Here is a 24,377-nt window from a genome sequence, read left to right as displayed (position 1 = left end):
GCTTGGTGCCCATGACGACGAACACGACAGACGTGACCAGCGCCCGGCCCACCCTGGAGGAGGCCGTGGCCCGGCGGAACCGCCTGGACCTCGCGCGGTCCGCCCCGAAGGTCTTCCGCGCGGTGGTCGGCTTCGACGCCGCCGCCCGCGAGGGCCTCGATCCGGCCCTCGTCGAGCTGATCCAGATCCGCGCCTCGCACCTCAACCACTGCGCGTACTGCCTGCACATGCACACCAACGACGCCCGCAAGGCCGGCGAGAGCGAGGACCGGCTGCACATGGTCCCCGTCTGGCGCGAGGCCCGCCACTTCTTCACCGAGCGGGAACAGGCCGCCCTCGCCCTCACGGAAGCCGTGACCCTGGTCGCCGGCAACGGCGTCCCCGACGAGGTCTACGCGGGCGCCGCCGCCCACTTCGACGAGGAGGAACTCGCCCACGTCATCGCCGTGATCCTCACGATCAACACCTGGAACCGGATGGCCCTGGCCACGGCGAAGGTGGCGGGGACGGACGAGCGCCGCTGAGCGTGCCGCTCCGGTCGCCGTCCTCGGTCCGGCTACACGGTCGCTGCCCTCGGTCCGGCTACACGGTCATCGGCCGGTCGTACGGTCCGATCGGCGCCGGCAGCCGTGAACTGCCCGTCAGGTGACGGTCGACGGCCGCCGCCACGGCCCGACCCTCCGCGATCGCCCACACGATGAGCGACTGCCCCCGGGCCGCGTCCCCCGCGGCGAACACACCGGGGGCGTTCGTGGCGAAGCCGGCGTCCCGGGCGATCGTGCCGCGGGGCTCCAGCTCCAGGCCCAGCTGCTCGATGAGCCCGTCCCCCCGGTCGGGCCCGGAGAAGCCGAGCGCGAGCAGGACGAGGTCGGCGGGCAGCGTCCGGCCGCTGTCCGCCACCGGCCGTCGCGACGCGTCCACCTCGACCAGATGCAGTCGCCGCACCTGCCCGTCGGCGTCGCCGGTGAGCCGGAGCGTGGACGCCGCGAACAGCCGCGCGTCCGCGTCCGCCGCCGGCGCGCTCCCCAGCTCGCCCGCCTCCTCGTGCGCGGCCGACAACCGGTAGATCTTCGGGTACGTCGGCCAGGGATCGGTGTCCTCGTCGCGCTCGGCACCGGGCTGGGCGTAGATGTCCAGCTGTGTGACGGACGCGGCCCCTTCCCGCACCGCCGTCCCCAGGCAGTCGGCCCCCGTGTCCCCGCCGCCGATGATGACGACGTGCTTCCCGGCGGCGGACAGGGGAGAGACCTCCAGGTCGCCCTCGCACACCCGGTTGGCCGGCGGCAGATACTCCATCGCCTGGTGGACCCCGGCCAACTCCCGCCCGGGTACGTCCAGTTCACGCCACGCCGTCGCGCCCGTGGCGATCACCACGGCGTCGTACCGCGCCCGCAGCTCGACGGCACCGATGTCCCGCCCGATCGCCGTGGACGTACGGAACTTCGTGCCCTCCGCCCGCATCTGCTCGATACGCTGTTCGAGGTGGTGCTTCTCCATCTTGAACGCGGGGATGCCGTACCGCATCAGCCCGCCGATCCGGTCGTCCTTCTCGTACACGGCGACCGTGTGGCCCGCCCGGGTCAGCTGCTGTGCCGCGGCGAGGCCGGTGGGCCCGGAACCGATCACCGCGACCGTCCGCCCGGACAGCCGCTCCGGAGGCCGCGGCGGCGCGAAACCGAGCTCCCACGCCCGGTCGGCGATCGCCACCTCGACGTTCTTGATGGTCACCGCGGGCTGGTTGATGGCCAGCACACACCCCGACTCGCAGGGCGCGGGACACAACCGGCCGGTGAACTCGGGGAAGTTGTTCGTGGCGTGCAGCCGGTCGGCGGCCGCGCGCCAGTCCTCCCGGGAGACCAGGTCGTTCCACTCGGGGATCAGGTTCCCGAGCGGACAGGCGTCGTGGCAGAACGGGATGCCGCAGTCCATGCAGCGGTCGGCCTGCTTGCTGATGATGGGCAACAGCTTCCCGGGGACGTACACCTCGTCCCAGTCCCGCACCCGTTCCCCGACCGGCCTGCGCGGCCAGTCCTGGCGAGGCGTGGTCATGAATCCCTTGGGATCGGCCATGGGCGTCTTCCTTGCTCGCGCGTGCGACGCTTACGCGTCCGACGTGGCCGTGCGTCATCGAGCGGCACTCTTTCGGCCACGATACGTCCCCGGGGGCGGGGACGCAGAGCGTCGGTCGGCGCTTCCCTCGGGGCCTCCCTCGGCCTTCCCCGCGGGGTCCCTCGGGTGAGGCGCGGGACTCCCTCAGGTGAGGGCCAGCACGTACGCCAGCGCGGCGGCGGCCGAGGCGACCGTGCGGACGTGGTTCCACAGCGTCCACTCGCGCACGTACGTCGGCCAGTACGCGGCCGCCTCCGGGGTTCCCGGCTCCAGCCGGTCCAGCGCCTCGTTGCGCGGCACGTTCGCGACCATGGTCAGCCCGAACACGCCGAACAGATACAGCCCGCTGCCTATCAGCAGCTCGGCCGTCCCCTCGTCCGGCCACAGCACGAAGGTCACCACCGCGATCACCGCGGACAGCACCGCCGACCCGGCGAACAGCAGCATGAACGGCGGCCGCAACGCGGTCACGTTGATCGCGTGCATCGCGGAGACCCCCTGCGCGGGCGGCAACGCGGCCAGCCCCCGCATCACGAAGGTCGAGAACCCGCAGAAGACCCCGGCCACCAGACCGGTCCCGAGCACACCCAGCACCGTCAGTACGAAGTACGGACCATCGATCATGACGACCTCGTTTCCCCCATCGGGCCGAGCCCACGCCCGGCGTCACCGTCACCACCAGTGAATCCCCTCACGGCGACCGATCCCATGCCTGATCCGCGCGAGGCCATACGCGAGCGTCCAGTCCAGCCGACCTCCTCCTCCTCGTCCTCCGCAGTCCTCCCCGCCTCCGCCGGCCGCCACCCCGCCAGCACCGCCTCCACGCCGGCCGCGATCCGTCGCCGCGCCTCGTGCCGCGCGACCCCGCTCATCAGTAGCTGGTCGTACGGCGTGTCCACATGCCGTACGGAGGCCACGACCGCCGAGACCACCGCGGCCCCGGACAACGCCCGCCCCGCCGCACTCCGCCCCACCCGCCCGCTGCCCCGCACCGAGGCATGCGCGGCGATCGCCCGCGCCCGCTCCGTCGGACACTCGGGAAACAGCCGCCCTATCTCCGCCGCGAACGCCTCCGTGAACCGCACGTCCTCGGCCGCCCGCCGCCGCGCGTCCCGCATCCGGCGCCGCCGTCTCGCCTCCGCGTCCTCCAGACAGCGCGCCTCGGCCCGGGCGAGCCCCGCCTCCTCGACGAGAACGCCCTGTCGCTCGTACCGCCCCCTGCGCCGGTTGAACCGCACGACCACCGCCGACAACGAACTCTCCTCCCGCGACCGGCGCGTGAGCGCCGTGTCACCGCGCGGCAGGAACACCAGGTGCCCCAGATCGGCGCAGTCGAGGCACCGCGGGGCCCCGTCCTCGACGACGAGCAGCGACAGCGGCCCGCCACGGCACTCCGCACAGTGCCGTCGCCGGAGCGGTTGGATCACGAGAAGCCCGGTACGGAACGCGGAAGTTGCCGGAGACGCCATAGGGGTGTCATTCCCTCCCGCGGGCCCGGGGCCACGCCTCGTACGGTCGCGCGGGAGACCTGGGCGCGACGCCTCCCGACCCCGGCCTGACGCATCATGGGCCCTGTGCGACTCGAAGCGATCACCTGGGACCGACTCGGCGACCTCCTGGCCGAGCGACTGCTCGACCTGAAGCCGGCCGACGGCAGCCCCTGGCCGCGCATCGCCTTCGACGGCGCCCCCGCAGCCCGCCCCGGCGACCTGGCCGCCCGCGTCTCGGAATCCCTGCGGATGCGCGGCCGTTCCTCCCTGGCCGTCGGCACGGAGGGCTTCCTGCGCCCCGCCTCGCTCCGCCTGGAGTACGGCCACCAGGACGTGGACGCCTACTACGACGGCTGGTTCGACACCGGCGCCCTGTGGCGCGAGGTCTTCGGCCCCCTCGAACCCGACGGCGACGGCAGAGTCCTGCCCGACCTGTGGGACCCGGCCACCGACCGCGCCACCCGCAGCCCCTACGTCCAACTCCCGCCCGGCGGCGTCCTGTTGCTGCACGGCCCCCTCCTGTTGCGACACTGGTTCCCCTTCGACCTGACCGTCCACGTCCTCCTCTCGCCGGGCGCCCTGCGCCGCCGCACCCCGGAGGCCGAGCACTGGACCCTGCCCGCCTTCGAGCGCTACACGGACGAGACCGACCCGGCCGTCACGGCCGACGTCCTGGTACGCGCCGACGACCCACGTCACCCGGCCTGGAACGGCTCGGGCGGCTGAACCGGCCCCCTCGGAGGGCGTGTCTGAGAGGGCATGCCTGGTCCGGGAGGCGCTCCGGGTGCGGGTGTGCGGCGGCGACGCCAGAATGTAGGGCGCCGGGACTTGCGGTGCCCTCCGCGCCGCGCCGGCCGTCCGGCACCAGGAGGTACTCCATGACCACCGCCGGAGACATCATGCACCGCGGCGCCCGATGGATCCCCGCCCACGAGACCCTGGACCGCGCCGCCCAGCTCATGCGCGAACTGAACGTCGGAGCCCTGCCCATCAGCGACGAGAACGAACGGCTCTGCGGCATCCTCACCGACCGCGACATCGTCGTCGGCTGTGTGGCCATGGGCCACGACCCGGCCAGGGTCACCGCGGGCGAGATGGCCCACGGCACTCCCCGCTGGATCGAGGCGAGCGCGGACGTGGGCGACGTGCTCCACGAGATGCAGGAGCACCAGATCCGCCGGCTCCCCGTCATCGAGAACAAGCGCCTGGTCGGCATGATCAGCGAGGCCGACCTCGCCCGGCACCTGACCGAGGACCAGATCGCGACCTGGGCCGAGAGCGTCTACGCCCGGACCCCCGCCCGCCCCTGACCCCTCAGAGCCAGCCGCTGCGCCGGAACCCCCGGTACAGCACCAGGCACGCGACGGATATCACGCCCAGGACCATGCCGTAGCCGTACTTCCAGTGCAGCTCCGGCATGTGTTCGAAGTTCATGCCGTAGACCCCGCACACCATCGTCGGTACGGCGATGATCGCGGCCCATGCCGTGATCTTCCGCATGTCCTCGTTCTGTGCGACCGTCACCTGCGCCAGGTGGGCCTGGAGGATCGAGTTGAGGAGTTCGTCGAAGGAGGCGATCTGCTCCTTGGCCCTCAGCAGATGGTCGGAGACGTCGCGGAAGTAGGCCTGTATCTCCGGGTCGACCACGCGGGCCGGCCGGGTGGAGAGCTCTTCGAGCGGGCGGCCGAGCGGGACCACCGCCCGCTTCAGTTCGAGCAGTTCGCGTTTGAGCTGGTAGATGCGGCCCGCGTCGACCCGGGCGCCGTCCGCGAACACGGCCATCTCGACCAGGTCGATGTCCGCCTGCACCGAGTCGGTCACGTTCAGATAGTCGTCCACCACATGGTCCGCGACCGCGTGCAGCACCGCGGCCGGGCCCTTGGCGAGCTGCTCCGGGGCGGACTCCAGCTCCTCGCGGAGCGGCCCCAGGGAGCCGTGCCGGCCGTGGCGCACCGTGATCACGAAGTCCCGGCCGACGAACACCATGATCTCGCCGGTGTTGACCACCTCGCTGGTCGCTGTGAGCTCCTCGTGCTCGACGTAGCAGACCGTTTTGAACACCGCGAACAGCGTCTCGCCGTAGCGCTCCACCTTCGGGCGCTGATGGGCCTCGACCGCGTCCTCGACCGCCAGCGGGTGCAGGTCGAAGAGGTCGGCGATGCCCGCGAACTCCCGCTCCGTCGGCTCGTGCAGACCGAGCCAGACGAAGCCCTCGCGGTTCTTGCGCATCCGCTCCACGGTGTCGACGAGATCGCCGCCCGCGGGGATGCGGACGCCCTCCCGGTAGGTCACGCAGTTGACCACCGAGGAGCCCAGCGGAGACCGTGCCGGATGGCTCAGGTCGACGCGCGGACGTCGCCTGGCCAGTCGTGCCACTCTGCGGAGGCCGCCTACCCTGCCGAGGCTCGTGACCTTCCGCAGATTCCCTGCCATGGACATCTGGTCTCCTTGCGTGGATCTCCCCCGTAGCGCGTTTCCGCGTCCTGGCGAGCCAGTTTGCCAGCTCGGTGTGTGGAGTGGGTAAGCCTGTGGGAACAGGACGTTCCGCTTTGTTCCCGCCTGTGGACGACGGTTTCGCCGCAGGTGTCGCGTCGCCTCCTTCCGACAAGCCGGACAACTGGAATGATCGCGGCATGAAGCGAACCGACGGATACCTCCTCGACAACCGGCAGACCGAGGCGGGGGAACGTTTCGACGCCTTCGCCGCACTCTTCGACCCCACGACCTTCCGGCACCTCGAAGGCTTCGGCATCGGACCGGGCTGGCGCTGCTGGGAGGTCGGTGCGGGCGGTACCTCCGTGGTGTCCTGGCTGGCCAAGAAGGTCGGCCCGACCGGACGGGTCGTGGCCACCGACATCGACACCTCACGGGTCGCCGCGGCGGCCCGGCCGCCGGTCCAGGTCCGCGTCCACGACGTCGGGGCCGACGAGCCGCCGGGGGAGGGCTTCGACCTGGTCCACGCCCGGCTGGTGCTGGTCCATGTGCCGGACCGGGAGAACGCGTTGCGGTCGATGGTCAGGGCCCTGCGACCCGGTGGACGGCTCCTCGTCGAGGACGCCGACCCCGCCCTCCAGCCCCTGCTCTGTCCCGATGAGCACGGTCCCGAACAGCAGCTGGCGAACCGGCTGCGGCAGGGCTTCCGACAGTTGCTCGCCGACCGCGGCGCCGACCTCGCCTACGGGCGCAGGCTGCCCCGCCTGCTCCGCGAGGCCGGTCTGCGCCAGGTCGAGGCCGACGCCTACTTCCCGGTCACCTCGCCTGCCTGCACCGCCCTGGAGGCCGCCACCGTCCGCCAGATCCGCGACCAACTCGTCGCCGCCGGGCACGCCACGGACCAGGACATCGACCGCCACCTCGCGAACATCGCGGCCGGCGGCATGGACCTGGCCACCGCTCCGATGATCTCGGCGTGGGGGCGCAAGGGGTAGGGCGTGGGCGTGCGCGCGTAGAAGAGGGGAGCGGAAAGGCTGAGTGAGGCGTGAAGGGGCGACGGAGGCCGGTGACCGTGCCCGTCAGCCCCGCACCGGTGGACGGCCTCCCACCCGCTCCACCGCCGAGGCCCCCGCCCGACACCCCTCCGCCGCCGCCTCCTCGGCTCCGGCACCCGCGAGCAGGGCGGCGAGGAAGGCGCCCGTGAAGGCGTCGCCGGCCCCGGTGGTGTCCCGGGGCGTCGCCGGTACGGCGGGCACGTGGGCGATCACGGTGCCGGAACGGGCCACCAGCGCACCCTCCACACCCTGCTTGGCGACCACCAGCGGGACGTGGTGGCTCAGCTTGGCCGCCGCGTCCGCCGGGTCGGGCAGACCGGTGAGCAGGCACGCCTCGTCGCGGCTGGGCAGCAGCACGTCCACGCCCTCGGCGAGCGCCAGGAAACGGTCCACCCCCAACTCCACGAGGAAACCGGCCGACGCCGGATCCAGGCTCACCGGCACCCCACGCGCGCGTGCCGCCGCCAGGGCCACCGTCACCAGCGCACGGCTCGGTTCCGAGAACAGCAGATACCCCGACAGGTGCAGCCGGGCGACCCCGTCGAGCAGCGCGTCCGACCAGTCGTCCGGCGAGAGCCGCAACGAGGCACCGCTGTCGGTGAGGAACGTCCGCTCGGCCGCCGCATCCGCGTCGACCAGGCAGATCACCGTGGCGGTCGGCGCCTCCTCGTCCACGACGAGCCGGGCCCGTACACCACGGGCGACGAGCTCCCGCTCGTGCCAGACGGCCGCGTCCGTGCCCACCCGGCCGAGCAGCCGTACCTCCACCCGGTCGTCCCGCGCGGCCCAGCACGCCACGTTGGCGCCCGCGCCGCCCGGCACCGTCCGGATCGTCGCGACCGTGTCCGTACCGGTGGCGAGCGGCCCCCGGGGCCGGGCCACGACGTCCGTGACGACGTCCCCGACGACCAGCAGCGCCCCCGCGGGAGGCGTGTGGCCCCGCCGACCGTCCGCCACGTCGGCCGCCTCGTGCCGGGGGCGCTCCGCCGTCACGCCCGGGCCCAGGCCGCCGCGATCCGTCCCGCCAGCCGTACGTTGCCCCGCACGGCCGCCAGATTGGCGCTCAGGGAGGCTCCGTCGGTGTGCTGCACCAGGTAGTTCAGCAGGAACGGCGTCACTCCCTGGCCGGTGACCCCCGCCTCCTCGCACGCGTGCAGCGCGTCGGCCAGCACGCGCGCGTGCAGCTCGGGATCCAGCTGCTCGGCCTCGGGCACCGGATTGGCGACGATCAGTGACGACGCGGGACCGTCGAGCGTGTCCTGCGCCCGCATCACGTCGGACACCTGCTGCGGGGAGTCCAGCGTCCACTCCACGGGATGTCCCGAGTCGGACAGGTAGAAGCCGGGGAACCGGTCGGTGCCGTACCCGGCCACCGCGACGCCCAGTGTCTCCAGCCGTTGCAGGGTCGCGGGCACGTCCAGGATGGACTTCACGCCCGCGCACACCACGGTGATCCGGGTGCGCGCCAGCAGTCCGAGGTCGGCCGACTCGTCCTGCGTCACCGTCCACTCCCGGTGCACCCCGCCGAGACCGCCGGTCGCGAACACCCGCACGCCGGCCAGCGCCGCCAGCTGTGCCGTCGCGGACACCGTGGTCGCACCGCTCGCCCCGGACGCCACCGCGAGCGGCAGGTCCCGGTGGCCCAGCTTGCGGATGCCGTCCTCGTTCGCGACCCGCTCCAACTGCTCCTTGTCCAGGCCGACATGCGGACGCCCGTCCAGCACGGCGATCGTCGCGGGGACGGCGCCCTCCTGCCGTACGACGTCCTCCAGCTCCAGTGCCACCTGGAGGTTGCGCGGGCGCGGCAGCCCGTGCGCGATGATCGTGGACTCCAGGGCCACGACGGGTCGACGCGCGTCGATCGCGTCGCGCACTTCCTCGGACAACACCAGCACCACGTGCCTGCCTCCTGTCGGTGGGTCTTCCCTCATCTCTGGCGGGCGGCGCCCGCCGTCAAACACTTGCGGGGTGTGGGGGACACCACCAGCCTGGCCACATGACGGACAACACGACACGTCTCGACCACGTCGTCCTCTGGGTGGGCGACCCGCTGGCGTCGGCCGACTTCTACGAGAAGGCGGTCGGCATGGAACCCCTGAGGATCACCGACTTCGCCGCGGGAGCGGTGCCCTTCCCCTCCGTACGGCTCAACGACGAGACCATCCTCGACCTCATGCCGCTCACCATGGCGGAGCGCATGACGATGGTCCCGGACGCGGCCCGGAGCGCGGGCCACCCGGTCAACCACGTCTGCCTGGCCCTGCCCGGCGACGGCTTCGAGGCGCTGCGCGCCCGCCTGGAGGAACGCTCGGTCCCCGTCTCGGAGATCTCCTACGACTCCTTCGGCGCCCGGGGCATGGCCCGCCGCAGCTTCTACTTCCGCGATCCCGACGGCAACGTCTTCGAGGCGCGGCACTACGACTGAGCGGGCGAGGGGGCCGCGTCCGCGCGGCCCCCTCACGAGAACGGGGTGTCAGACCGGCCGTACCCCCTTCAGCGCCCCGTGCGGATCGAGCACGTACTTGCGGCTCGCGCCCTGGTCGAACTCGGCGTAGCCGCGCGGTGCGTCGTCCAGCCCGATGACGGTCGCGTTGACCGCCTTGGCGATGTGCACCCGGCCGTGCAGGATCGCCATCATCAGGTTGCGGTTGTACGTCATCACCGGGCACTGACCGGTCGTGAAGCGGTGGCTCTTGGCCCAGCCGAGTCCGAGCCGCACCTTCAGCGTGCCGCTCCTGGCGTCCTCGTCGACACCTCCCGGATCGTCCGTGACGTACAGGCCGGGGATGCCCAGGGCACCGCCCGCGCGCGTGAGGCCCATCAGCGAGTTCAGGACGGTGGCGGGCGCCTCCGGGGCGTCCCTGCCGTGCGCCCGGGCCTCGAAGCCGACCGCGTCGACAGCGGCGTCCACCTCGGGCTCACCGAGGATCTGCGCGATCTGCTCCTCGACGCCACCCTGGGACACGTCGACGGTCTCGCAGCCGAAACTCCGTGCCTGGGCGAGCCGTTCGGCGTTGAGGTCGCCGACGATGACCACGGCCGCGCCCAGCAGCTGCGCCGAAGCGGCCGCCGCGAGACCGACCGGTCCCGCACCGGCGACGTACACCGTCGACCCGACGCCGGCCCCCGAACTGACCACACCGTGGAAACCGGTCGGGAAGATGTCCGACAGCATGGTCAGATCGAGCAGCTTCTCGCGGGCCTCGTCGCGGTCCGGGAACCTCAGCAGGTTGAAGTCCGCGTACGGGACCATGGCGTACTCGGCCTGACCGCCGACCCAGCCGCCCATGTCGACATAGCCGTAGGCGGCACCGGGGCGGGACGGATTGACGTTCAGACAGATGCCCGTCTTGCGTTCCTTGCAGTTGCGGCACCGCCCGCAGGCGATGTTGAACGGTACGGAGACGATGTCGCCGACCTCGACGAACTCGACGTCCGGGCCCCGTTCGACGACCTCTCCGGTGATCTCGTGGCCGAGGACCAGACCCTCGGGCGCGGTGGTCCGCCCCCGCACCATGTGCTGGTCGCTGCCGCAGATGTTGGTGGCGAGCACTTTGAGGATCACTCCGTGCCGGCACTTCCTGCCGACGTTCTCGGGAGCGACCCCCGGCCCGTCCTGGAGTTCGAGCGTGGGGCGATCGATGGTCCTGATCTCCACCGCGCCCGGCTTGAGATATGCGACTCCCCTGTTTTCGCTCATGCGTGATCGCCGTCCCTTCGGATCCGGGTCTGCCGGATGCCCTTCGGATGCGAGCGGCTGTGCGCATGGCGGAGTCTGCTACCGCCCCGCACTTCCGGCCAGCCGTCGCGCGCGGACCGGAGGGCCGGGAACCACGGCCGCGGCTCAGAACAGGGGCTCGGGCAGCACGCCCTCCAGGGCCAGCAGCTTCCGCTTGGTCTCCAGCCCGCCGCCGAAGCCGCCGATGCCGCCGTCGCTCTCGACGACCCGGTGGCAGGGCACGACGACCGGCAGCGGGTTGGCGCCCATCGCCATGCCCACGGCCTGGGCCGCACCCGGCTGGCCGACCCGGCCGGCCAGATCGCCGTATCCCACGACCGAGCCGTAGGGCACGCCGGACGCCAGCTCGCGCAGCACCTGGCGGTTGAAGCCGGAGATCAGCGACCAGTCCAGGGGCAGCTCGAAGGCACGCCGCTCACCGGCGAAGTACGTCTCCAGCTGCCGTATCGCCTCGGCCAGTAGAGGGGATGCGGGAGCCTCCACGGGCTCGCCGCCCAGACGTGAGGCGAGCCGGTCGAGCGCCTTGTCGCGGACCGGGTCCGTGGCGTGGAACACGACGTTGACCAGGCCCTCGCGGGTCGCGGCCAGCAGCAGCGGACCGATGTCGGTGGCGAGGACGGTCCACACGACCTGCTGCTCGTACTGCCCTTCGCTGTTCATGCGCTCCACCGTACGACCCACCACTGACAACGCTCGGGGAGTCGGTGGAAGCGGGCTTCCACCGGCTCCCCGGGGGGGGCGGGGCTCAGGACGACGGCAGCGCGTCGCGCACCACGTCGGGTGCGTTGGTGATGATGCCGTCCACGCCGTGGCCGGCGACCCGTCGGGCGGTGTTGGCGCTGTTGACGGTCCAGGTGAAGACCTCCAGCGGCCTGCCGTGCGGTCCGGTGAAGGCCTGGACGCCGGCGACGTATCCGGTGGAGATCGTGCTGTACGAGGGGTTGATCTGGTCGGCGAAGGTGGCGTACTCGGGCAGGTCGGCCACGCGCGGCGTGCCCAGGAAACCGGTCCTGACCCCGGGCTTGAGCTTGTGCACCGTCCGTACGCTGGCCGCGCTGAAGCTCTGCACGATCAGCCGGTCCACGACATGCCCCTGGTCGAGCCAGCCCTCGTTGCTGAGGACCTTCAGGGTCTGCCGCTCGATGCCCGGATACAGATCCGGGTTCTTGATCTCCAGGAGCAGCTTCTGGTGGTGCAGCTCGACACGGTGCACGTACTGCTGGAGCGTCGGCACGCGCGCGCCCGCGTACGCGGCGCCGAACCAGCTCCCCGCGTCGAGACGCGCGATCTCGGCGGCCGTGAAGTCCTTCACCTTCCACGGTGCCCGCCCGGGGAAGACCTGCTCGACGTCGGTGGTGCGCCGCAGGCTGTCGTCGTGCAGGACGACGAGCTCGCCGTCCTTGGTGCGCTGGACGTCGTTCTCGACCCAGTCGACGCCCAGCTCGGCGGCCTTGTCCACGGCGGCCAGCGTGTTCTCGGGGGCGTACGCGGAGGCGCCGCGGTGGGCGATGACCGTCGGGCGGTCGGTGGCCGCGTCGGCCCGGGCGTCGAAGGAGGGAGGCAGGAAGGCGGTGGTCCCCAGGAGCGCGGTGGTCGTGGCGGCAACTGCGCGCGCGTGCATGCGTTCTCCTCGCGTCGAGCATCACGGACAGCTCAACTGTGACAGCAGAGGGTGACCACCAGGGGGGTGCAGAATGGCCACAAGTTGAATGGACTCGCCCCAAGTCCGCTCACTGGTGCCGCACAACTGGGGCAAGGGCGTGTTTCTTTGCCGGAAAATCGTTCGACCATTCCGGTGGGGGTCATACTCTCTGCCTCAGCCCTGACCGCTCGGGCGGTCCTGGGGAGGGGTGCACATCAGGAAATTCCGGGGCGTAAGAAGGCGGAAGGGCAGCCGCGCATGCAAGGCACGGTCGACGGATTCAGCTACGGACTCGTCACACCGCTGGTGGCCTACCTCATGGCCTGCCTCGGCGGTGCCCTGGGTCTGCGCTGCACGACCCGGTCCATGCTCGTCAGCAATTCCTGGCGTCCCGGCTGGCTGGCCCTCGGTTCGGCCGCGATCGGCTCCGGCATATGGACCATGCACTTCGTCGCGATGATGGGCTTCAAGGTCGAGCAGGCGCCGATCCACTACGACAGATCGATGACCTTCGCGAGCCTGGGCGTCGCCATCGTCATGGTCGGCATCGGGATCTTCATCGTCGGTTACCGGGGGGCGAAGGGAACGGCCCTGATGACCGGGGGTGCCATCACCGGTCTGGGAATCGCCTCCATGCACTATCTGGGCATGGCCGGAATGCGTCTCAACGGCAAGCTGGAGTACAACACCGTCACCGTCGCCGTCTCCGTCGTCATAGCCGTCGCCGCCGCCACCGTCGCGCTGTGGGCCGCCGGGCAGGTCCGAGGGTTCCTGTGGAGCGTGGGCGCGAGCCTCATCATGGGGCTCGCCGTCACCGGCATGCACTACACGGGCATGGCCGCCCTCAGCGTCCACGTCCACGGCACCGCGGCCCCCATCACCGGTGACTCCGCCGCGTCTTTGCTGGCGCCCCTGATGATCGGCCCGCTGGCCTTCCTGCTCCTGGCCGGTGTCGTGGTGGTGTTCGACCCGCTGATGGTCATGGGGAAGCCGGTCTGGACGCCCGTGGAGAACAAGCCGGGCGTCCCCGCACGCGAACTCGTCGCCCACCCCCCGAGCCGCCGCCTCGTCCTGCGCAGCCGCCGCCACTCGGGCCACCAACGCTCCCGCACGCCACAGAACCGCTGAGCTCGGGCCACGCCGCCGCGGCGACGCACGGCCGCGCAGGCCCACTGAACCGGGCCCGCTCTGCGCAGCGCCCGCCCGACCTCGCAGGTCCGCTGAGCCCGGCTCCTCCACCGCAGGCCCACACGCTGCTGAGCCCAGCCGGCCCCCGCCCGACCCACCCCCGCCGCGTAGGCGCGCTGAACGGGACTCGCTCTGCGAAGTGCGCCCGACCTCGCAGGTTCGCTGAGCCCGGGCCGCTCCGACCGCACGCCCGCACCGCCGCGTGGGTCCACTCGGCCCCGGCCCGGTCTGCGGCAGACCCGCACCGTCCGCAAGGACCGCCGATCCCAGCCGGTCCCCAAGCGTGCGCCCGCCCCCAGGGGCCCCATCACCCGCCTCGCCCAAGCACTCCGCAACCCCGCGAAACCGCCGATCCCGCCGCGTTGTCAGTGGTGGGTCGTACCGTGGATTCCATGCGGCCAGTTTCCAAGATCGAACGCACGGTGGCGCCCTTCGAGGTCGTCAGCCCCTACCAGCCCAGCGGTGACCAGCCGGCGGCCATCGCCGAGCTGGCCAAGCGTGTCGAGGCAGGTGAGAAGGACGTCGTCCTGCTCGGCGCGACCGGCACCGGCAAGTCCGCCACCACGGCGTGGATGATCGAGAAGCTCCAGCGCCCCACCCTGGTGATGGCGCCGAACAAGACCCTGGCCGCCCAGCTGGCGAACGAGTTCCGCGAGCTCCTGCCGAACAACGCGGTCGAGTACTTCGTCTCGTACTACGACTACTACCAGCCCGAGGCGTACGTCCCGCAGTCGGACACCTACATCGAGAAGGACTCCTCCATCAACGAGGAGGTGGAGCGCCTGCGCCACTCCGCGACCAACTCGCTGCTCACCCGCCGCGACGTCGTCGTGGTCGCCTCCGTCTCCTGCATCTACGGCCTCGGCACTCCCCAGGAGTACGTGGACCGCATGGTCCCCCTCAAGGTCGGCGACGAGATCGACCGCGACCAGCTGCTGCGCCGCTTCGTGGACATCCAGTACACGCGCAACGACCTGGCCTTCACCCGCGGCACCTTCCGCGTCCGCGGCGACACCATCGAGATCTTCCCGGTCTACGAGGAACTCGCCGTCCGCATCGAGATGTTCGGCGACGAGATCGAGGCCCTGTCGACCCTGCATCCCCTCACCGGCGAGATCATCAGCGACGACCACCAGCTGTACGTCTTCCCGGCCTCCCACTACGTCGCGGGTCCCGAGCGCTTGGAGCGGGCCGTCAACGACATCGAGAAGGAGCTGGGAGAACGCCTGGCCGAGCTGGAGAAGCAGGGCAAGCTCCTGGAGGCCCAGCGCCTGCGCATGCGCACCACGTACGACCTGGAGATGCTCCGCCAGATCGGTTCCTGCTCCGGCGTCGAGAACTACTCGATGCACTTCGACGGCCGCTCGCCCGGCTCGCCGCCGAACACCCTGCTGGACTACTTCCCGGACGACTTCCTGCTCGTCATCGACGAGTCGCACGTGACCGTGCCCCAGATCGGCGCCATGTACGAGGGCGACGCCTCCCGCAAGCGCACCCTCGTCGACCACGGCTTCCGCCTCCCCTCCGCCCTGGACAACCGCCCCCTGAAGTGGGAGGAGTTCACCGAGCGCATCGGCCAGACCGTCTACCTGTCGGCCACCCCCGGCAAGTACGAGCTCTCCCGCGGGGACGGCGTCGTCGAGCAGATCATCCGCCCGACCGGCCTGGTCGACCCCGAGGTCGTGGTCAAGCCCACCGAGGGCCAGATCGACGACCTGGTGCACGAGATCCGCACGCGCACCGAGAAGGACGAGCGCATCCTGGTCACCACCCTCACCAAGAAGATGTCCGAGGACCTCACCGACTACTTCCTGGAACTCGGCATCCAGGTCCGCTACCTGCACAGCGACGTCGACACACTGCGCCGCATCGAGCTGCTGCGCGAGCTCCGCTCCGGCGAGTTCGACGTCCTGGTCGGCATCAACCTGCTGCGCGAGGGCCTCGACCTGCCCGAGGTGTCGCTGGTGGCGATCCTCGACGCCGACAAGGAGGGCTTCCTGCGCTCGGGCACCTCCCTGATCCAGACCATCGGCCGCGCGGCGCGCAACGTCTCCGGCCAGGTCCACATGTACGCCGACAAGATCACCCCGGCGATGGAGAAGGCCATCGACGAGACCAACCGCCGCCGGGAGAAGCAGATCGCCTACAACACGGAGCGGGGCCTCGACCCCCAGCCGCTGCGCAAGAAGATCAACGACATCGTGGCGCAGATCGCCCGCGAGGACGTCGACACGGAGCAGCTGCTGGGCTCCGGCTACCGCAAGTCCCAGGACGGCAAGGGAGCCAAGGCCCCGGTGCCCGCCCTCGGCGGCAAGGCGGCCAAGGGCGCCAAGACGGCGAAGGGCAAGGAGACCGTTCCAACGGACCGCCCCGTCGCCGAACTCACCGGGCAGATCGAGGAGATGACGCAGCGCATGCGCGCCGCGGCCGCCGACCTCCAGTTCGAGGTCGCGGCCCGACTGCGCGACGAGGTCTCCGAGATGAAGAAGGAACTGCGTCAGATGAAGGAGGCGGGCCTGGCCTGACCCTCCCCCCGTCCGACCCCGCGCTGACGGCCCGGTCCGCGGCACCGGGCCACCAGGCACGCGCTGTGTTGCAAGACCGACACAAAGTACGGACGGGGGTACGTCACTGTCAGTGGTCCTGCGTAGGGTTCTGGACAACCGCGGGCGCCGCGGCAACAGGGGACAGTGAGAGGGGATCACCGCGTGAGCGTCAACATGACCAAAGGTCAGGCCATCAGTCTCCAGAAGGGCGACGGAGGCAGTCTGACCGCGGTGCGTATGGGTCTCGGCTGGCAGGCCGCCCCCCGGCGCGGCCTCTTCGGCTCACGCACCCGGGAGATCGACCTCGACGCCTCGGCCGTCCTGTTCGCGGACAAGCAGCCGGTCGACGTGGTCTTCTTCCGCCACCTGGTGAGCGACGACGGCTCGGTGCGCCACACCGGTGACAACCTCGTCGGCGGTGTCGGCCAGGGCGGCGACGACGAGGCGATCCTCGTCGACCTCGCGCGTATCCCGGTCCACATCGACCAGATCGTCTTCACCGTGAACTCCTTCACGGGCCAGACCTTCCAGGAAGTGCAGAACGCGTTCTGCCGTCTGGTCGACGAGACCAACGGCCAGGAACTCGCCCGCTACACGCTGGCGGGCGGCGGCTCCTACACGGCCCAGATCATGGCCAAGGTGCACCGCACCGGCCCGGGCTGGACGATGACGGCCCTCGGCTCCCAGGCCAACGGGCGTACCTTCCAGGACCTGATGCCGGCGATCCTTCCGCACCTGTAGGGCGGCCGCGCAGCACACGACACATCGACACGGGGGACGAAGGCGCATGACGGCCGAGCTGGTGCGGGGGCAGAACCACCCGCTCTCCCAAGCCCGTCTGGAGATCCGGGTCTCGGCCGGCACGCCCGTCGTGGCCGGGGCCACGATCGGCGACGAGCACGGCAGGGTGCCCGGGGTCGAGTGGGTCGCCCATCCGGGCGCGCCCACCCTCCCCGGACTCGAGGTCTCCCGGCAGGCGGCGGCCGAGCACCGCCTCGCCGTCGATCTCGACGCCATGCCCGAGGCCGCGCACCGGATCGGCGTGCTGCTCGCCCTGCCCGCCCCGGGCACCGGGGGCGCCGCGCGCTTCGGGGCCGTCGCCGCCCCGTTCGTCGCGGTCACCGGCCTCGACGGCACCGAGGTCGCCAGTTACACGATCACCGGCCTGGACGCCGAGACGGCCGTCGTCGCGCTGGAGCTGTACCGCCGACAGGGCGCCTGGAAGATGCGCGCCGTCGGCCAGGGCTACGCGGGCGGCCTCGCCGAACTCCTGACCGACCAGGGCCTGCCCCAGGCGCACCAGCTCGCGAGCGGCATCAACGAAGCGGTGGCCCAGGGTCTGGCCCGCTCGATCTCCGCCCCACCGCCCCGCGCCGACGCCGACCGCTCCCGACAGACGGCCACCCCGGCATCCGGCCCCGACCAGGGCGGCCCGACGCCTCAGAGCCCCACACCCGCGTGGCCGACGTACGGCCCCGGAACCCCCGACACACCGCCCCGGCCCACCTCGCCCTACGGCCCCCAGGGCGCCCCGGCGGCCGCGGCACCGCAGCAGCCCGCCTCCCCCTACGACGCGCCAGTCACCCCCTCCGCCGCGGCATCCCAGCCCGGGCCCCAGGGCCCCGTGGACCCCTCCTCCGGCACCCGGCCCGCCGGCCCCGGCGCGAGTGGACCGGTCGACTACACCCACCCGCGGCGGCAGCACGCCGCCCCGCCTCCGCCCCCGCCGACCGCGCCCCCCGGCCCGTCCGGGCAGCCCGGGCGGCCGGTCGCCGGTGACGCCACCGGCTGGACGATGGACGAGCGGCTCTATAACCAGGTGTGGGGCATGTTCGAGGACCTGGCCCGCACCACGGCCGCGTACCGAAGCGCCGTCGACTTCGCCGACTCGCGTATGGAGAAGGAACTCGACCAGGTACTGTCCGACCCGCGCAGCCGGCTCGGGGGACAGGGCGACGCTGCGCGCGAGGCGGCCCGCGCCAAGCACGCGCAGCTCGTCGACCGGGCCAGGGAGGCCCTCGACCGGGACCTCGTCCAGCTCACCGCCGAGGCCGAGGTCGTGGAGCCCGCGCTCCCGCCGGCCTACGCCCGCTGGGACGCCCCCGTGTGGCACGGCTACCGGGTGCCGACGGAGATGCCCATGGCCCTGCGCCTCGGCGACCTCCAGCTGCCCGAGGCCGCCTCGCTGCACATACCGATGCTGGTCCGGCTCCCGCTGGAACGCGGCCTGTGGATCGACAGCGGGCAGGGCGGGGCGGTCGACGGCTCCTACACCGACACCCACGATCTGCGGCGCCTGGCGATGGAGACCGCGGTGGCGCACGCGGCCCGGCTCCTGGCGGTGCATCCGCCGGGCGAGTTCACCGTGCATGTCGTCGACCCCGCCGGGTCGGGCGCACAGACACTGGCCCCGCTGGTGCAGACCGGCGCCCTCGCGGGCCCTCCCGCGCTCGGAGCGGCGGGCGTGACGGACATCCTGGGCCGGCTCACGGAGCGCGTCGACCTCGTACAGATGGCGGTGCGCGCCGGAGCGGCCGACTCGCTGCCGCCCGATCTCGACACGGCCCAGCAGTTGCTGATCGTCAACGACTTCCCGCACGGCTTCGACGACCGTGCCGTCACTCAGCTGCGCTACCTCGCGGACGAGGGCCCCGTCGTCGGCGTCCACCTGATGATGGTCGCGGACCGCGAGGAGGCCTCCGCCTACGGTCCGTTGCTGGACCCGCTGTGGCGCTCCCTGATGCGGCTCACACCGGTGCCCGACGACCACCTCGCCGACCCCTGGGTCGGGCACGCCTGGACGTACGAACCGCCCCTCGTGCCGCCCGGCAGCCAGGTGCTCCAGCGGGTGCTCGCCCAGGTCGTGGCGGCCCGTCGATCCTGGAACAGGTGACCCGTCCGGCCCATTCGTCAAGCGCGGGTAAAGCCACTCCCACCTGCTTATTTGGTATTTACTTTACCAATCACTTTACCTTTCCTTGGTGATTGGGGTACCGTTGTTCGTACGGAGGGGAGTACTCCCTGTCGATGCGGCGTACCCGTCAATACGGATCAGACCTGATGATCCCGGGGCGTCGGCCCACCCTGGGTGGAAGAGACCTCCGGCAGCGCAACGACGCTGGTTACTTGCCGTTACGTACTGCCGGAGGCAGCAGTGGAAGTTTCCCCCACCCTGTGGGTTCTCACGATCGTGGGCCTCGCCGCCCTGATCGCCGTCGACTTCTTCATCGGTCGCAAGCCGCACGACGTGTCCATCAAGGAAGCGGGCATCTGGACAGGCGTCTGGATCGCCCTGGCCGGCCTCTTCGGTCTCGGTCTGTTCATCTTCGGCGGCGGACAGGCCGGAGGTGAGTTCTTCGCCGGCTTCATCACCGAGAAGTCGCTGAGCGTGGACAACCTCTTCGTCTTCGTCCTGATCATGGCGAAGTTCGCGGTGCCGTCCCAGTACCAGCAGCGCGTGCTGCTGATCGGTGTCCTCATAGCCCTGGTGCTGCGGGCGATCTTCATCGCCGCCGGTGCCGCCATCCTCGCCAGCTTCGCCTGGGTCTTCTACCTCTTCGGCGCCTTCCTGATCTGGACCGCCTGGAAGCTCATCCAGGAGGCCCGCGCCGGCGAGGAGGACGAGGAGTTCGAGGAGAACAAGCTCCTCAAGGCCGCCGAGCGCCGCTTCGGGGTGGCCGACCGCTACCACGGCACCAAGCTGTGGATCGAGGAGAACGGCAAGCGGATCATGACCCCGATGCTGGTCGTGATGCTCGCGATCGGCACCACGGACGTCCTGTTCGCGCTCGACTCCATCCCCGCGATCTTCGGCCTGACGCAGGACCCGTACATCGTGTTCACCGCCAACGCGTTCGCCCTGATGGGTCTGCGCCAGCTGTACTTCCTCATCGGCGGACTGCTGAGGAAGCTGGTCCACCTCAGCTACGGCCTGTCGATCATCCTCGGGTTCATCGGCGTCAAGCTGGTCCTGCACGCGCTGCACGAGTCCGGCGTCCATGTCCCGGAGATCAGCATCCCGGTCTCCCTCGGAGTGATCTGCTCGGTCCTGATCGTCACCACGATCACCAGCCTGCGGGCCTCCAAGAAGCAGGCGGCGGCCGAGGCGGCGCAGACGAAGAGCGAAGGCGCTCCGAAGGACAGCATCGAGGCCTGACCACGTCGGACGTAGCAACAACCATCCCCGGGAGCGGTGCGCGGCGAATTGCCGACCACCGCTCCCGGTGCTTCGTTGGGAACCGAGCGCTCCCACCCCGGGGACGCCCGGCCGGGTGGAGGCACCATGGACGCACCGACGAAGTTCGTGCAGATCATCGACTTCGAGACCGAGCGCATCGACGAGATGCGCGCGCTCTCCGAGGACGCGGAGAAGCGGTCCGCCGGCCGCGAGGGCGGCCCCACCCGCCGCCTCGTCCTGAAGGACCGCAACAGGCCCGACCACTACCTCGTCGTCATCGAGTTCGACTCGTACGAGGAGGCGATGGCGAACAGCGACGATCCCGAGACCACCAAGTTCGCCGAGCAGATGGCCGCTCTGTGTTCCCGGCCGCCGACCTTCACCGACTGCGACGCGCTTGACACGACTGACTTCCGATGACCCTGACGGGCCCCGCACGACCGGTCTCAGGACCGGAGTGCGGGGCCCGACCCCGTCTGCGACGATCGCAGCATGATCGCTCCGATCGGGTCGCTCGTGACGCGGTGGACCTCCGCCGTGCCCCTGCTCGCGGTCGTGATGCTGGTCCTCACCTGGGGCCGGGACCTGCCCGGCGCGGTGGTCGCGCTGGTCACCGTGGTCCTCGCGGGTGCCGTCCTGGCGGCCGTGCACCATGCCGAGGTGGTCGCCCACCGGGTCGGTGAACCGTTCGGCTCCCTCGTCCTGGCCGTGGCCGTCACCGTCATCGAGGTCGCCCTGATCGTCACCCTCATGGCGGACGGCGGCGACAAGGGCGCGACCCTGGCCCGGGACACCGTCTTCGCGGCGGTGATGATCACCTGCAACGGCATCGTCGGCATCAGTCTCCTCGTCGCCTCCCTGCGCCACGGCACGGCGGTCTTCAACCCCGAGGGCACCGGCGCGGCCCTCGCGACCGTCGCCACCCTGGCCACGCTCAGCCTGGTGCTGCCGACGTTCACCACGAGCAGGCCGGGTCCCGAGTTCTCCAGCGTCCAGCTGACCTTCGCCGCGGTCTCCTCGCTGGTCCTGTACGGCCTGTTCGTGGCGACGCAGACCGTACGGCACCGCGACTACTTCCTCCCGATCACCCGCCAGGGCGAGGTGATCACCGCCGACGACCACGCCGACGCCCCGTCCGCCCGCACCGCCCGGATCAGCCTCGGACTGCTGGGCCTGGCCCTGGTCGGTGTGGTCGGCCTGGCCAAGGGGGTGTCGCCGACCATCGAGTCCGGTGTGGAGGCCGCCGGACTGCCGCACGCCGTCGTCGGCGTGATCATCGCCCTGCTGGTGCTGCTGCCCGAGACCATCGCCGCCCTGCGCTACGCCCGCCGCGACCGGGTGCAGACCAGCCTCAACCTCGCGCTCGGCTCCGCGATGGCCAGCATCGGCCTGACCATCCCGGCGGTCGCCCTGGCGTCGATCTGGCTGTCCGGGCCGCTCGTCCTCGGCCTCGGTGCCACGCACATGGTGCTGCTGGCGCTGACCGTGGTGGTGAGCTCCCTGACGGTGGTGCCGGGCCGGGCCACACCGCTCCAGGGAGGCGTACACCTGGTGCTCTTCGCGGCCTACCTGGAGCTGGCGATCAATCCATGACCGGCTCCGCCACCACTTTCGCCGGCACCGGCCGGGTCTCCGGCAACAGCGCGAAACACCCGAGGCTGAGCAGCGCGATCCCTGTCAGATACGCGCCCACGCCCCACGGCACCCGCCCGCTGTGCTCGACGAGCGCGGTCGCCACGATGGGGGTGAGCGCGCCGCCCAGGACCCCGCCGAGGTTGTAGCCGACCGCGGCGCCCGTGCAGCGGACCCGGGGCTCGTACAGCTCCGGCAGATAGGCGGCGATCACGGCGAACATGGTGATGAAGGCCAGCATCGCGCCCAGGAAGCCCAGGAACATCAGCAGCGGTTCCCCCGTCGACAGGAGCGCCACCATCGGGAACATCCACACGGCGGCGGCCGCGCACCCGGCCAGACACAGCGGCCGCCGCCCGTAGCGGTCGCTCAGCAGGGCCGCCACCGGTGTCAGCGCGCCCTTCACCAGCACCGCGGCCATGATGCAGGTCAGCATGACGGTACGGCTCACCCCGAGCCGTTCCGTCCCGTAGGAGAGGGACCAGGTCGTCACGGCGTAGAAGATCGCGTATCCGACGGCGAGCGCCCCGGCGGTCAGCAGGACGAGCCGCCAGTGGTCGCGGAGCACCTCCGCGAACGGCACGCGCGCGTGGTCGTCGATGGCGAGGAAGCCGGGGCTCTCGGCGAGCGAGGACCGCAGCCACAGCCCCACCAGGGCCAGCACACCGGCCGCCCAGAACGGCACCCGCCAGCCCCACTGGGAGAACTGCGCCTCGGACAGCGTCGCGGCGAGCGCCAGCGTCACCCCGTTGGCGAGCAGGAAGCCCACGGCGGGCCCCACCTGCGGGAAGCTCGACCAGAGGCCACGCCGTTCGGCGGGCGCGTGCTCCGCGGTCAGCAGCACCGCGCCGCCCCACTCCCCGCCGAGCCCCAGTCCCTGGAGGAAGCGCAGCACCAGGAGCAGCACGGGAGCGGCCACCCCGATCGTGTCGTACGTCGGGACACAGCCGACCGCGACCGTGGACGCGCCCGTCAGCAGCAGCGAGGCCACCAGGACCGGCCGGCGGCCGTGCCGGTCCCCGATGTGCCCGAACAGCACCGAGCCCAGAGGCCGCGCCACGAAGCCCACCCCGAACGTGCCGAAGGCGGCCAGCGTCCCGGCCAGCGGCGAGAACGTCGGGAAGAACAGCGGCCCCAGGACCAGCGCCGCGGCGGTCCCGTAGACGAAGAAGTCGTAGAACTCGATGGCCGTCCCGGCGAGCGAGGCGGCCGCGAGCCGCAGCATGGACGGCGTCCTTACGGTGCGTACATCGTGCATGCCGCGTCAACTACCCACGGTGATCACGGGTTACGGGGGCGCGCGGAGGTGGAGCGCCGGTCAGTAGGTGACGGTGATGCGCCGGGCGGGCCCGTCGACGCGCACGATCCCGCCGTAGGGGATCACCAGTTGCGGATCGGTATGTCCGAAGTCCACGTCGAAGACGATCATGGTGTTCGGGGCATACACACGCATGGCGCTCAGTACGGCCTCGCGCTGGTCGGCGGCGTAACGGGCGGCCGCCTCGGGGCTGTTGGGCTGTTCGAAGGACCAGGTCTTCGGGCGGCCCATCAGAAGGGCGGAGAAGCGCCGGAGCAGGCCGCGTTCGCCCATGTTCCGCAGCGTCCAGAAGACTTCCTTGGCACTCGGCATGTCCTCCGAGGTCTCCAGCAGGAGCACCCCGCCGTCGTACTCGGTCAGGTCGTGGGCGACTTCGCGGTCGGCCATCAGCAGCCATCCGAGGATCTCCAGGCAGCCGCCCCAGCTGCGGCCCTCGACCACGCGGTCGGCGTTGAGCCAGGTCCAGCCGGTGCCGGGGCGCGTCTCGGGCTCCGCGTCGAAGGTGGCGGGGTCCGCCCAGTCGCGGTCGACGTCCCGCCACCGCTCGGCAGGTCGCAACTCGTACGGCCCCGAGGTGAACAGCGCCGCCCGCAGGGAGTCGGCGGTCTGCGGGTGCATGGCGCCCGGCCGTCCCAGCTCTACCATCACGCTCGCACCGTGGTAGGCGACGATCCCGGTGGCGCGCAGGAAGGCCAGCAGGTTGGTGTTGTCGCTCATCCCGAAGAAGGGCTTCGGGTTCGCCCTGATCAACTCGCGGTCGAGGAACGGCAGCACGGTGATCTGGTCGTCGCCCCCGATGGACGCCATGATCGCCTTGATGCCGGGGTCGGCGAAGGCGGCGTGGATGTCGTCGGCGCGTTCCCGAGGCGTCGAGCCCATCCTGCGGGTCGCCGGATACTCGACCGGTTCGAGGCCGTACTCCTCGCGCAGCCGCTCCAGGCCCAGTTCGTAGGGGCGCGGGAAGAGCCCGGGAAGCCCGGCGCCGGGCGAGATGACGGCGATACGGTCGCCGGGCGACGGCTTCGGAGGGTAGGCGGGAGCTGTCATT

The 24,377-nt window shown here is 71.3% G+C and carries 22 protein-coding genes and 1 pseudogene; 12 read left to right on the top strand and 11 right to left on the bottom strand.

Features of this window, described 5'->3' with window-relative positions; genetic code table 11:
• Positions 1 to 11: 11 nt before the first annotated feature.
• Entirely contained in the window at positions 12 to 524 is a 513-nt protein-coding gene (locus tag SLINC_RS12055) for a carboxymuconolactone decarboxylase family protein (protein WP_067445252.1), read from the top strand.
• A 58-nt stretch (positions 525 to 582) separates the two neighbouring features.
• Here SLINC_RS12055 and SLINC_RS12050 read toward each other — a convergent pair whose 3' ends face one another.
• The 3 genes and pseudogenes from SLINC_RS12050 to SLINC_RS12040 form a co-directional block, all read right to left on the bottom strand.
• Complete coding sequence (locus tag SLINC_RS12050) at positions 583 to 2,070, bottom strand: glutamate synthase subunit beta (protein WP_067430648.1); 1,488 nt, start codon at positions 2,068 to 2,070, stop codon at positions 583 to 585.
• A gap of 183 nt (positions 2,071 to 2,253) precedes the next feature.
• Positions 2,254 to 2,733: an anthrone oxygenase family protein gene (locus SLINC_RS12045; protein WP_067430646.1), complete on the bottom strand. Its 480-nt coding sequence runs from the start codon at positions 2,731 to 2,733 to the stop codon at positions 2,254 to 2,256.
• Between the two features lie 173 nt (positions 2,734 to 2,906).
• Positions 2,907 to 3,578 (bottom strand): annotated as a pseudogene (locus SLINC_RS12040) (DUF2293 domain-containing protein); the annotation flags it as partial.
• A 96-nt stretch (positions 3,579 to 3,674) separates the two neighbouring features.
• Between SLINC_RS12040 and SLINC_RS12035 the strand changes: the two are divergent.
• A complete protein-coding gene (locus SLINC_RS12035; protein ID WP_067430643.1) occupies positions 3,675 to 4,325 on the top strand; it encodes a nucleoside/nucleotide kinase family protein in 651 nt (216 codons plus the stop codon).
• 152 nt (positions 4,326 to 4,477) lie between these two features.
• Positions 4,478 to 4,909, top strand: coding sequence for a CBS domain-containing protein (locus SLINC_RS12030; protein ID WP_067430640.1), 432 nt, complete (start codon positions 4,478 to 4,480; stop codon positions 4,907 to 4,909).
• Positions 4,910 to 4,913: 4 nt separating this feature from the next.
• Here the strand turns inward: SLINC_RS12030 and SLINC_RS12025 are convergent, their stop codons facing one another.
• Positions 4,914 to 6,038 (bottom strand): magnesium and cobalt transport protein CorA, encoded by a 1,125-nt coding sequence (locus tag SLINC_RS12025; protein WP_067430637.1) that lies wholly within the window; start codon positions 6,036 to 6,038, stop codon positions 4,914 to 4,916.
• 194 nt (positions 6,039 to 6,232) lie between these two features.
• Between SLINC_RS12025 and SLINC_RS12020 the strand changes: the two genes are divergently transcribed.
• Complete coding sequence (locus SLINC_RS12020; protein ID WP_067430634.1) at positions 6,233 to 7,027, top strand: methyltransferase domain-containing protein; 795 nt, start codon at positions 6,233 to 6,235, stop codon at positions 7,025 to 7,027.
• Between the two features lie 84 nt (positions 7,028 to 7,111).
• On the opposite strand, the gene SLINC_RS12015 is transcribed toward SLINC_RS12020, so the two are convergent.
• On the bottom strand, positions 7,112 to 8,044 hold the full coding sequence (locus tag SLINC_RS12015; RefSeq protein ID WP_067445251.1) for a carbohydrate kinase family protein: 933 nt from the start codon (positions 8,042 to 8,044) through the stop codon (positions 7,112 to 7,114).
• Between the two features lie 32 nt (positions 8,045 to 8,076).
• Complete coding sequence (locus SLINC_RS12010; RefSeq protein WP_067430631.1) at positions 8,077 to 8,985, bottom strand: pseudouridine-5'-phosphate glycosidase; 909 nt, start codon at positions 8,983 to 8,985, stop codon at positions 8,077 to 8,079.
• 98 nt (positions 8,986 to 9,083) lie between these two features.
• On the opposite strand from SLINC_RS12010, the gene SLINC_RS12005 reads away from it, so the two are divergent.
• Positions 9,084 to 9,512 carry a VOC family protein gene (locus SLINC_RS12005; RefSeq protein WP_067430628.1) on the top strand — a complete coding sequence of 143 codons (429 nt, stop codon included), beginning with the start codon at positions 9,084 to 9,086 and terminating at the stop codon, positions 9,510 to 9,512.
• Positions 9,513 to 9,560: 48 nt separating this feature from the next.
• Here the strand turns inward: SLINC_RS12005 and fdhA are convergent, their stop codons facing one another.
• The 3 genes from fdhA to SLINC_RS11990 form a co-directional block, all read right to left on the bottom strand.
• On the bottom strand, positions 9,561 to 10,787 hold the full coding sequence (gene fdhA / locus SLINC_RS12000; RefSeq protein WP_067430625.1) for a formaldehyde dehydrogenase, glutathione-independent: 1,227 nt from the start codon (positions 10,785 to 10,787) through the stop codon (positions 9,561 to 9,563).
• A gap of 144 nt (positions 10,788 to 10,931) precedes the next feature.
• Positions 10,932 to 11,486 (bottom strand): methylated-DNA--[protein]-cysteine S-methyltransferase, encoded by a 555-nt coding sequence (locus tag SLINC_RS11995; protein WP_067430622.1) that lies wholly within the window; start codon positions 11,484 to 11,486, stop codon positions 10,932 to 10,934.
• Positions 11,487 to 11,571: 85 nt separating this feature from the next.
• Positions 11,572 to 12,447, bottom strand: coding sequence for a glycerophosphodiester phosphodiesterase (locus SLINC_RS11990; protein WP_067430619.1), 876 nt, complete (start codon positions 12,445 to 12,447; stop codon positions 11,572 to 11,574).
• A 279-nt stretch (positions 12,448 to 12,726) separates the two neighbouring features.
• Here SLINC_RS11990 and SLINC_RS11985 point away from each other — a divergent pair, with 279 nt between their 5' ends.
• From SLINC_RS11985 to SLINC_RS11955, 7 genes are all read left to right on the top strand, one after another.
• A complete protein-coding gene (locus tag SLINC_RS11985) occupies positions 12,727 to 13,596 on the top strand; it encodes an MHYT domain-containing protein (protein WP_067430615.1) in 870 nt (289 codons plus the stop codon).
• A gap of 452 nt (positions 13,597 to 14,048) precedes the next feature.
• Positions 14,049 to 16,181 (top strand): excinuclease ABC subunit UvrB, encoded by a 2,133-nt coding sequence (uvrB, locus tag SLINC_RS11980; RefSeq protein WP_067430612.1) that lies wholly within the window; start codon positions 14,049 to 14,051, stop codon positions 16,179 to 16,181.
• Positions 16,182 to 16,364: 183 nt separating this feature from the next.
• A complete protein-coding gene (locus tag SLINC_RS11975) occupies positions 16,365 to 16,943 on the top strand; it encodes a TerD family protein (protein WP_067430609.1) in 579 nt (192 codons plus the stop codon).
• A 46-nt stretch (positions 16,944 to 16,989) separates the two neighbouring features.
• Positions 16,990 to 19,095 carry a TerD family protein gene (locus SLINC_RS11970; RefSeq protein WP_067430606.1) on the top strand — a complete coding sequence of 702 codons (2,106 nt, stop codon included), beginning with the start codon at positions 16,990 to 16,992 and terminating at the stop codon, positions 19,093 to 19,095.
• A 261-nt stretch (positions 19,096 to 19,356) separates the two neighbouring features.
• The gene (locus SLINC_RS11965) at positions 19,357 to 20,358 is read left to right on the top strand and encodes a TerC/Alx family metal homeostasis membrane protein (RefSeq protein ID WP_067430603.1); all 1,002 of its coding nucleotides are present in this window, start codon (positions 19,357 to 19,359) and stop codon (positions 20,356 to 20,358) included.
• Between the two features lie 126 nt (positions 20,359 to 20,484).
• Positions 20,485 to 20,799, top strand: coding sequence for a hypothetical protein (locus SLINC_RS11960; protein WP_067430601.1), 315 nt, complete (start codon positions 20,485 to 20,487; stop codon positions 20,797 to 20,799).
• A 72-nt stretch (positions 20,800 to 20,871) separates the two neighbouring features.
• Complete coding sequence (locus tag SLINC_RS11955; RefSeq protein ID WP_067430598.1) at positions 20,872 to 21,972, top strand: calcium:cation antiporter; 1,101 nt, start codon at positions 20,872 to 20,874, stop codon at positions 21,970 to 21,972.
• Here SLINC_RS11955 and SLINC_RS11950 read toward each other — a convergent pair.
• Positions 21,962 to 23,236 (bottom strand): MFS transporter, encoded by a 1,275-nt coding sequence (locus SLINC_RS11950; RefSeq protein WP_067430596.1) that lies wholly within the window; start codon positions 23,234 to 23,236, stop codon positions 21,962 to 21,964. The two genes, SLINC_RS11955 and SLINC_RS11950, sit on opposite strands and share 11 nt — an antisense overlap.
• Positions 23,237 to 23,329: 93 nt before the next feature.
• On the bottom strand, positions 23,330 to 24,376 hold the full coding sequence (locus tag SLINC_RS11945) for a S66 family peptidase (RefSeq protein ID WP_067430594.1): 1,047 nt from the start codon (positions 24,374 to 24,376) through the stop codon (positions 23,330 to 23,332).
• Position 24,377 lies beyond the last annotated feature (1 nt).

Origin of the sequence: Streptomyces lincolnensis, from assembly GCF_001685355.1 — a bacterium.
Classification (GTDB): domain Bacteria; phylum Actinomycetota; class Actinomycetes; order Streptomycetales; family Streptomycetaceae; genus Streptomyces; species Streptomyces lincolnensis.
Note: the sequence above shows the minus strand (reverse complement) of the source record. Positions and strands in the feature narration are given on the sequence as shown.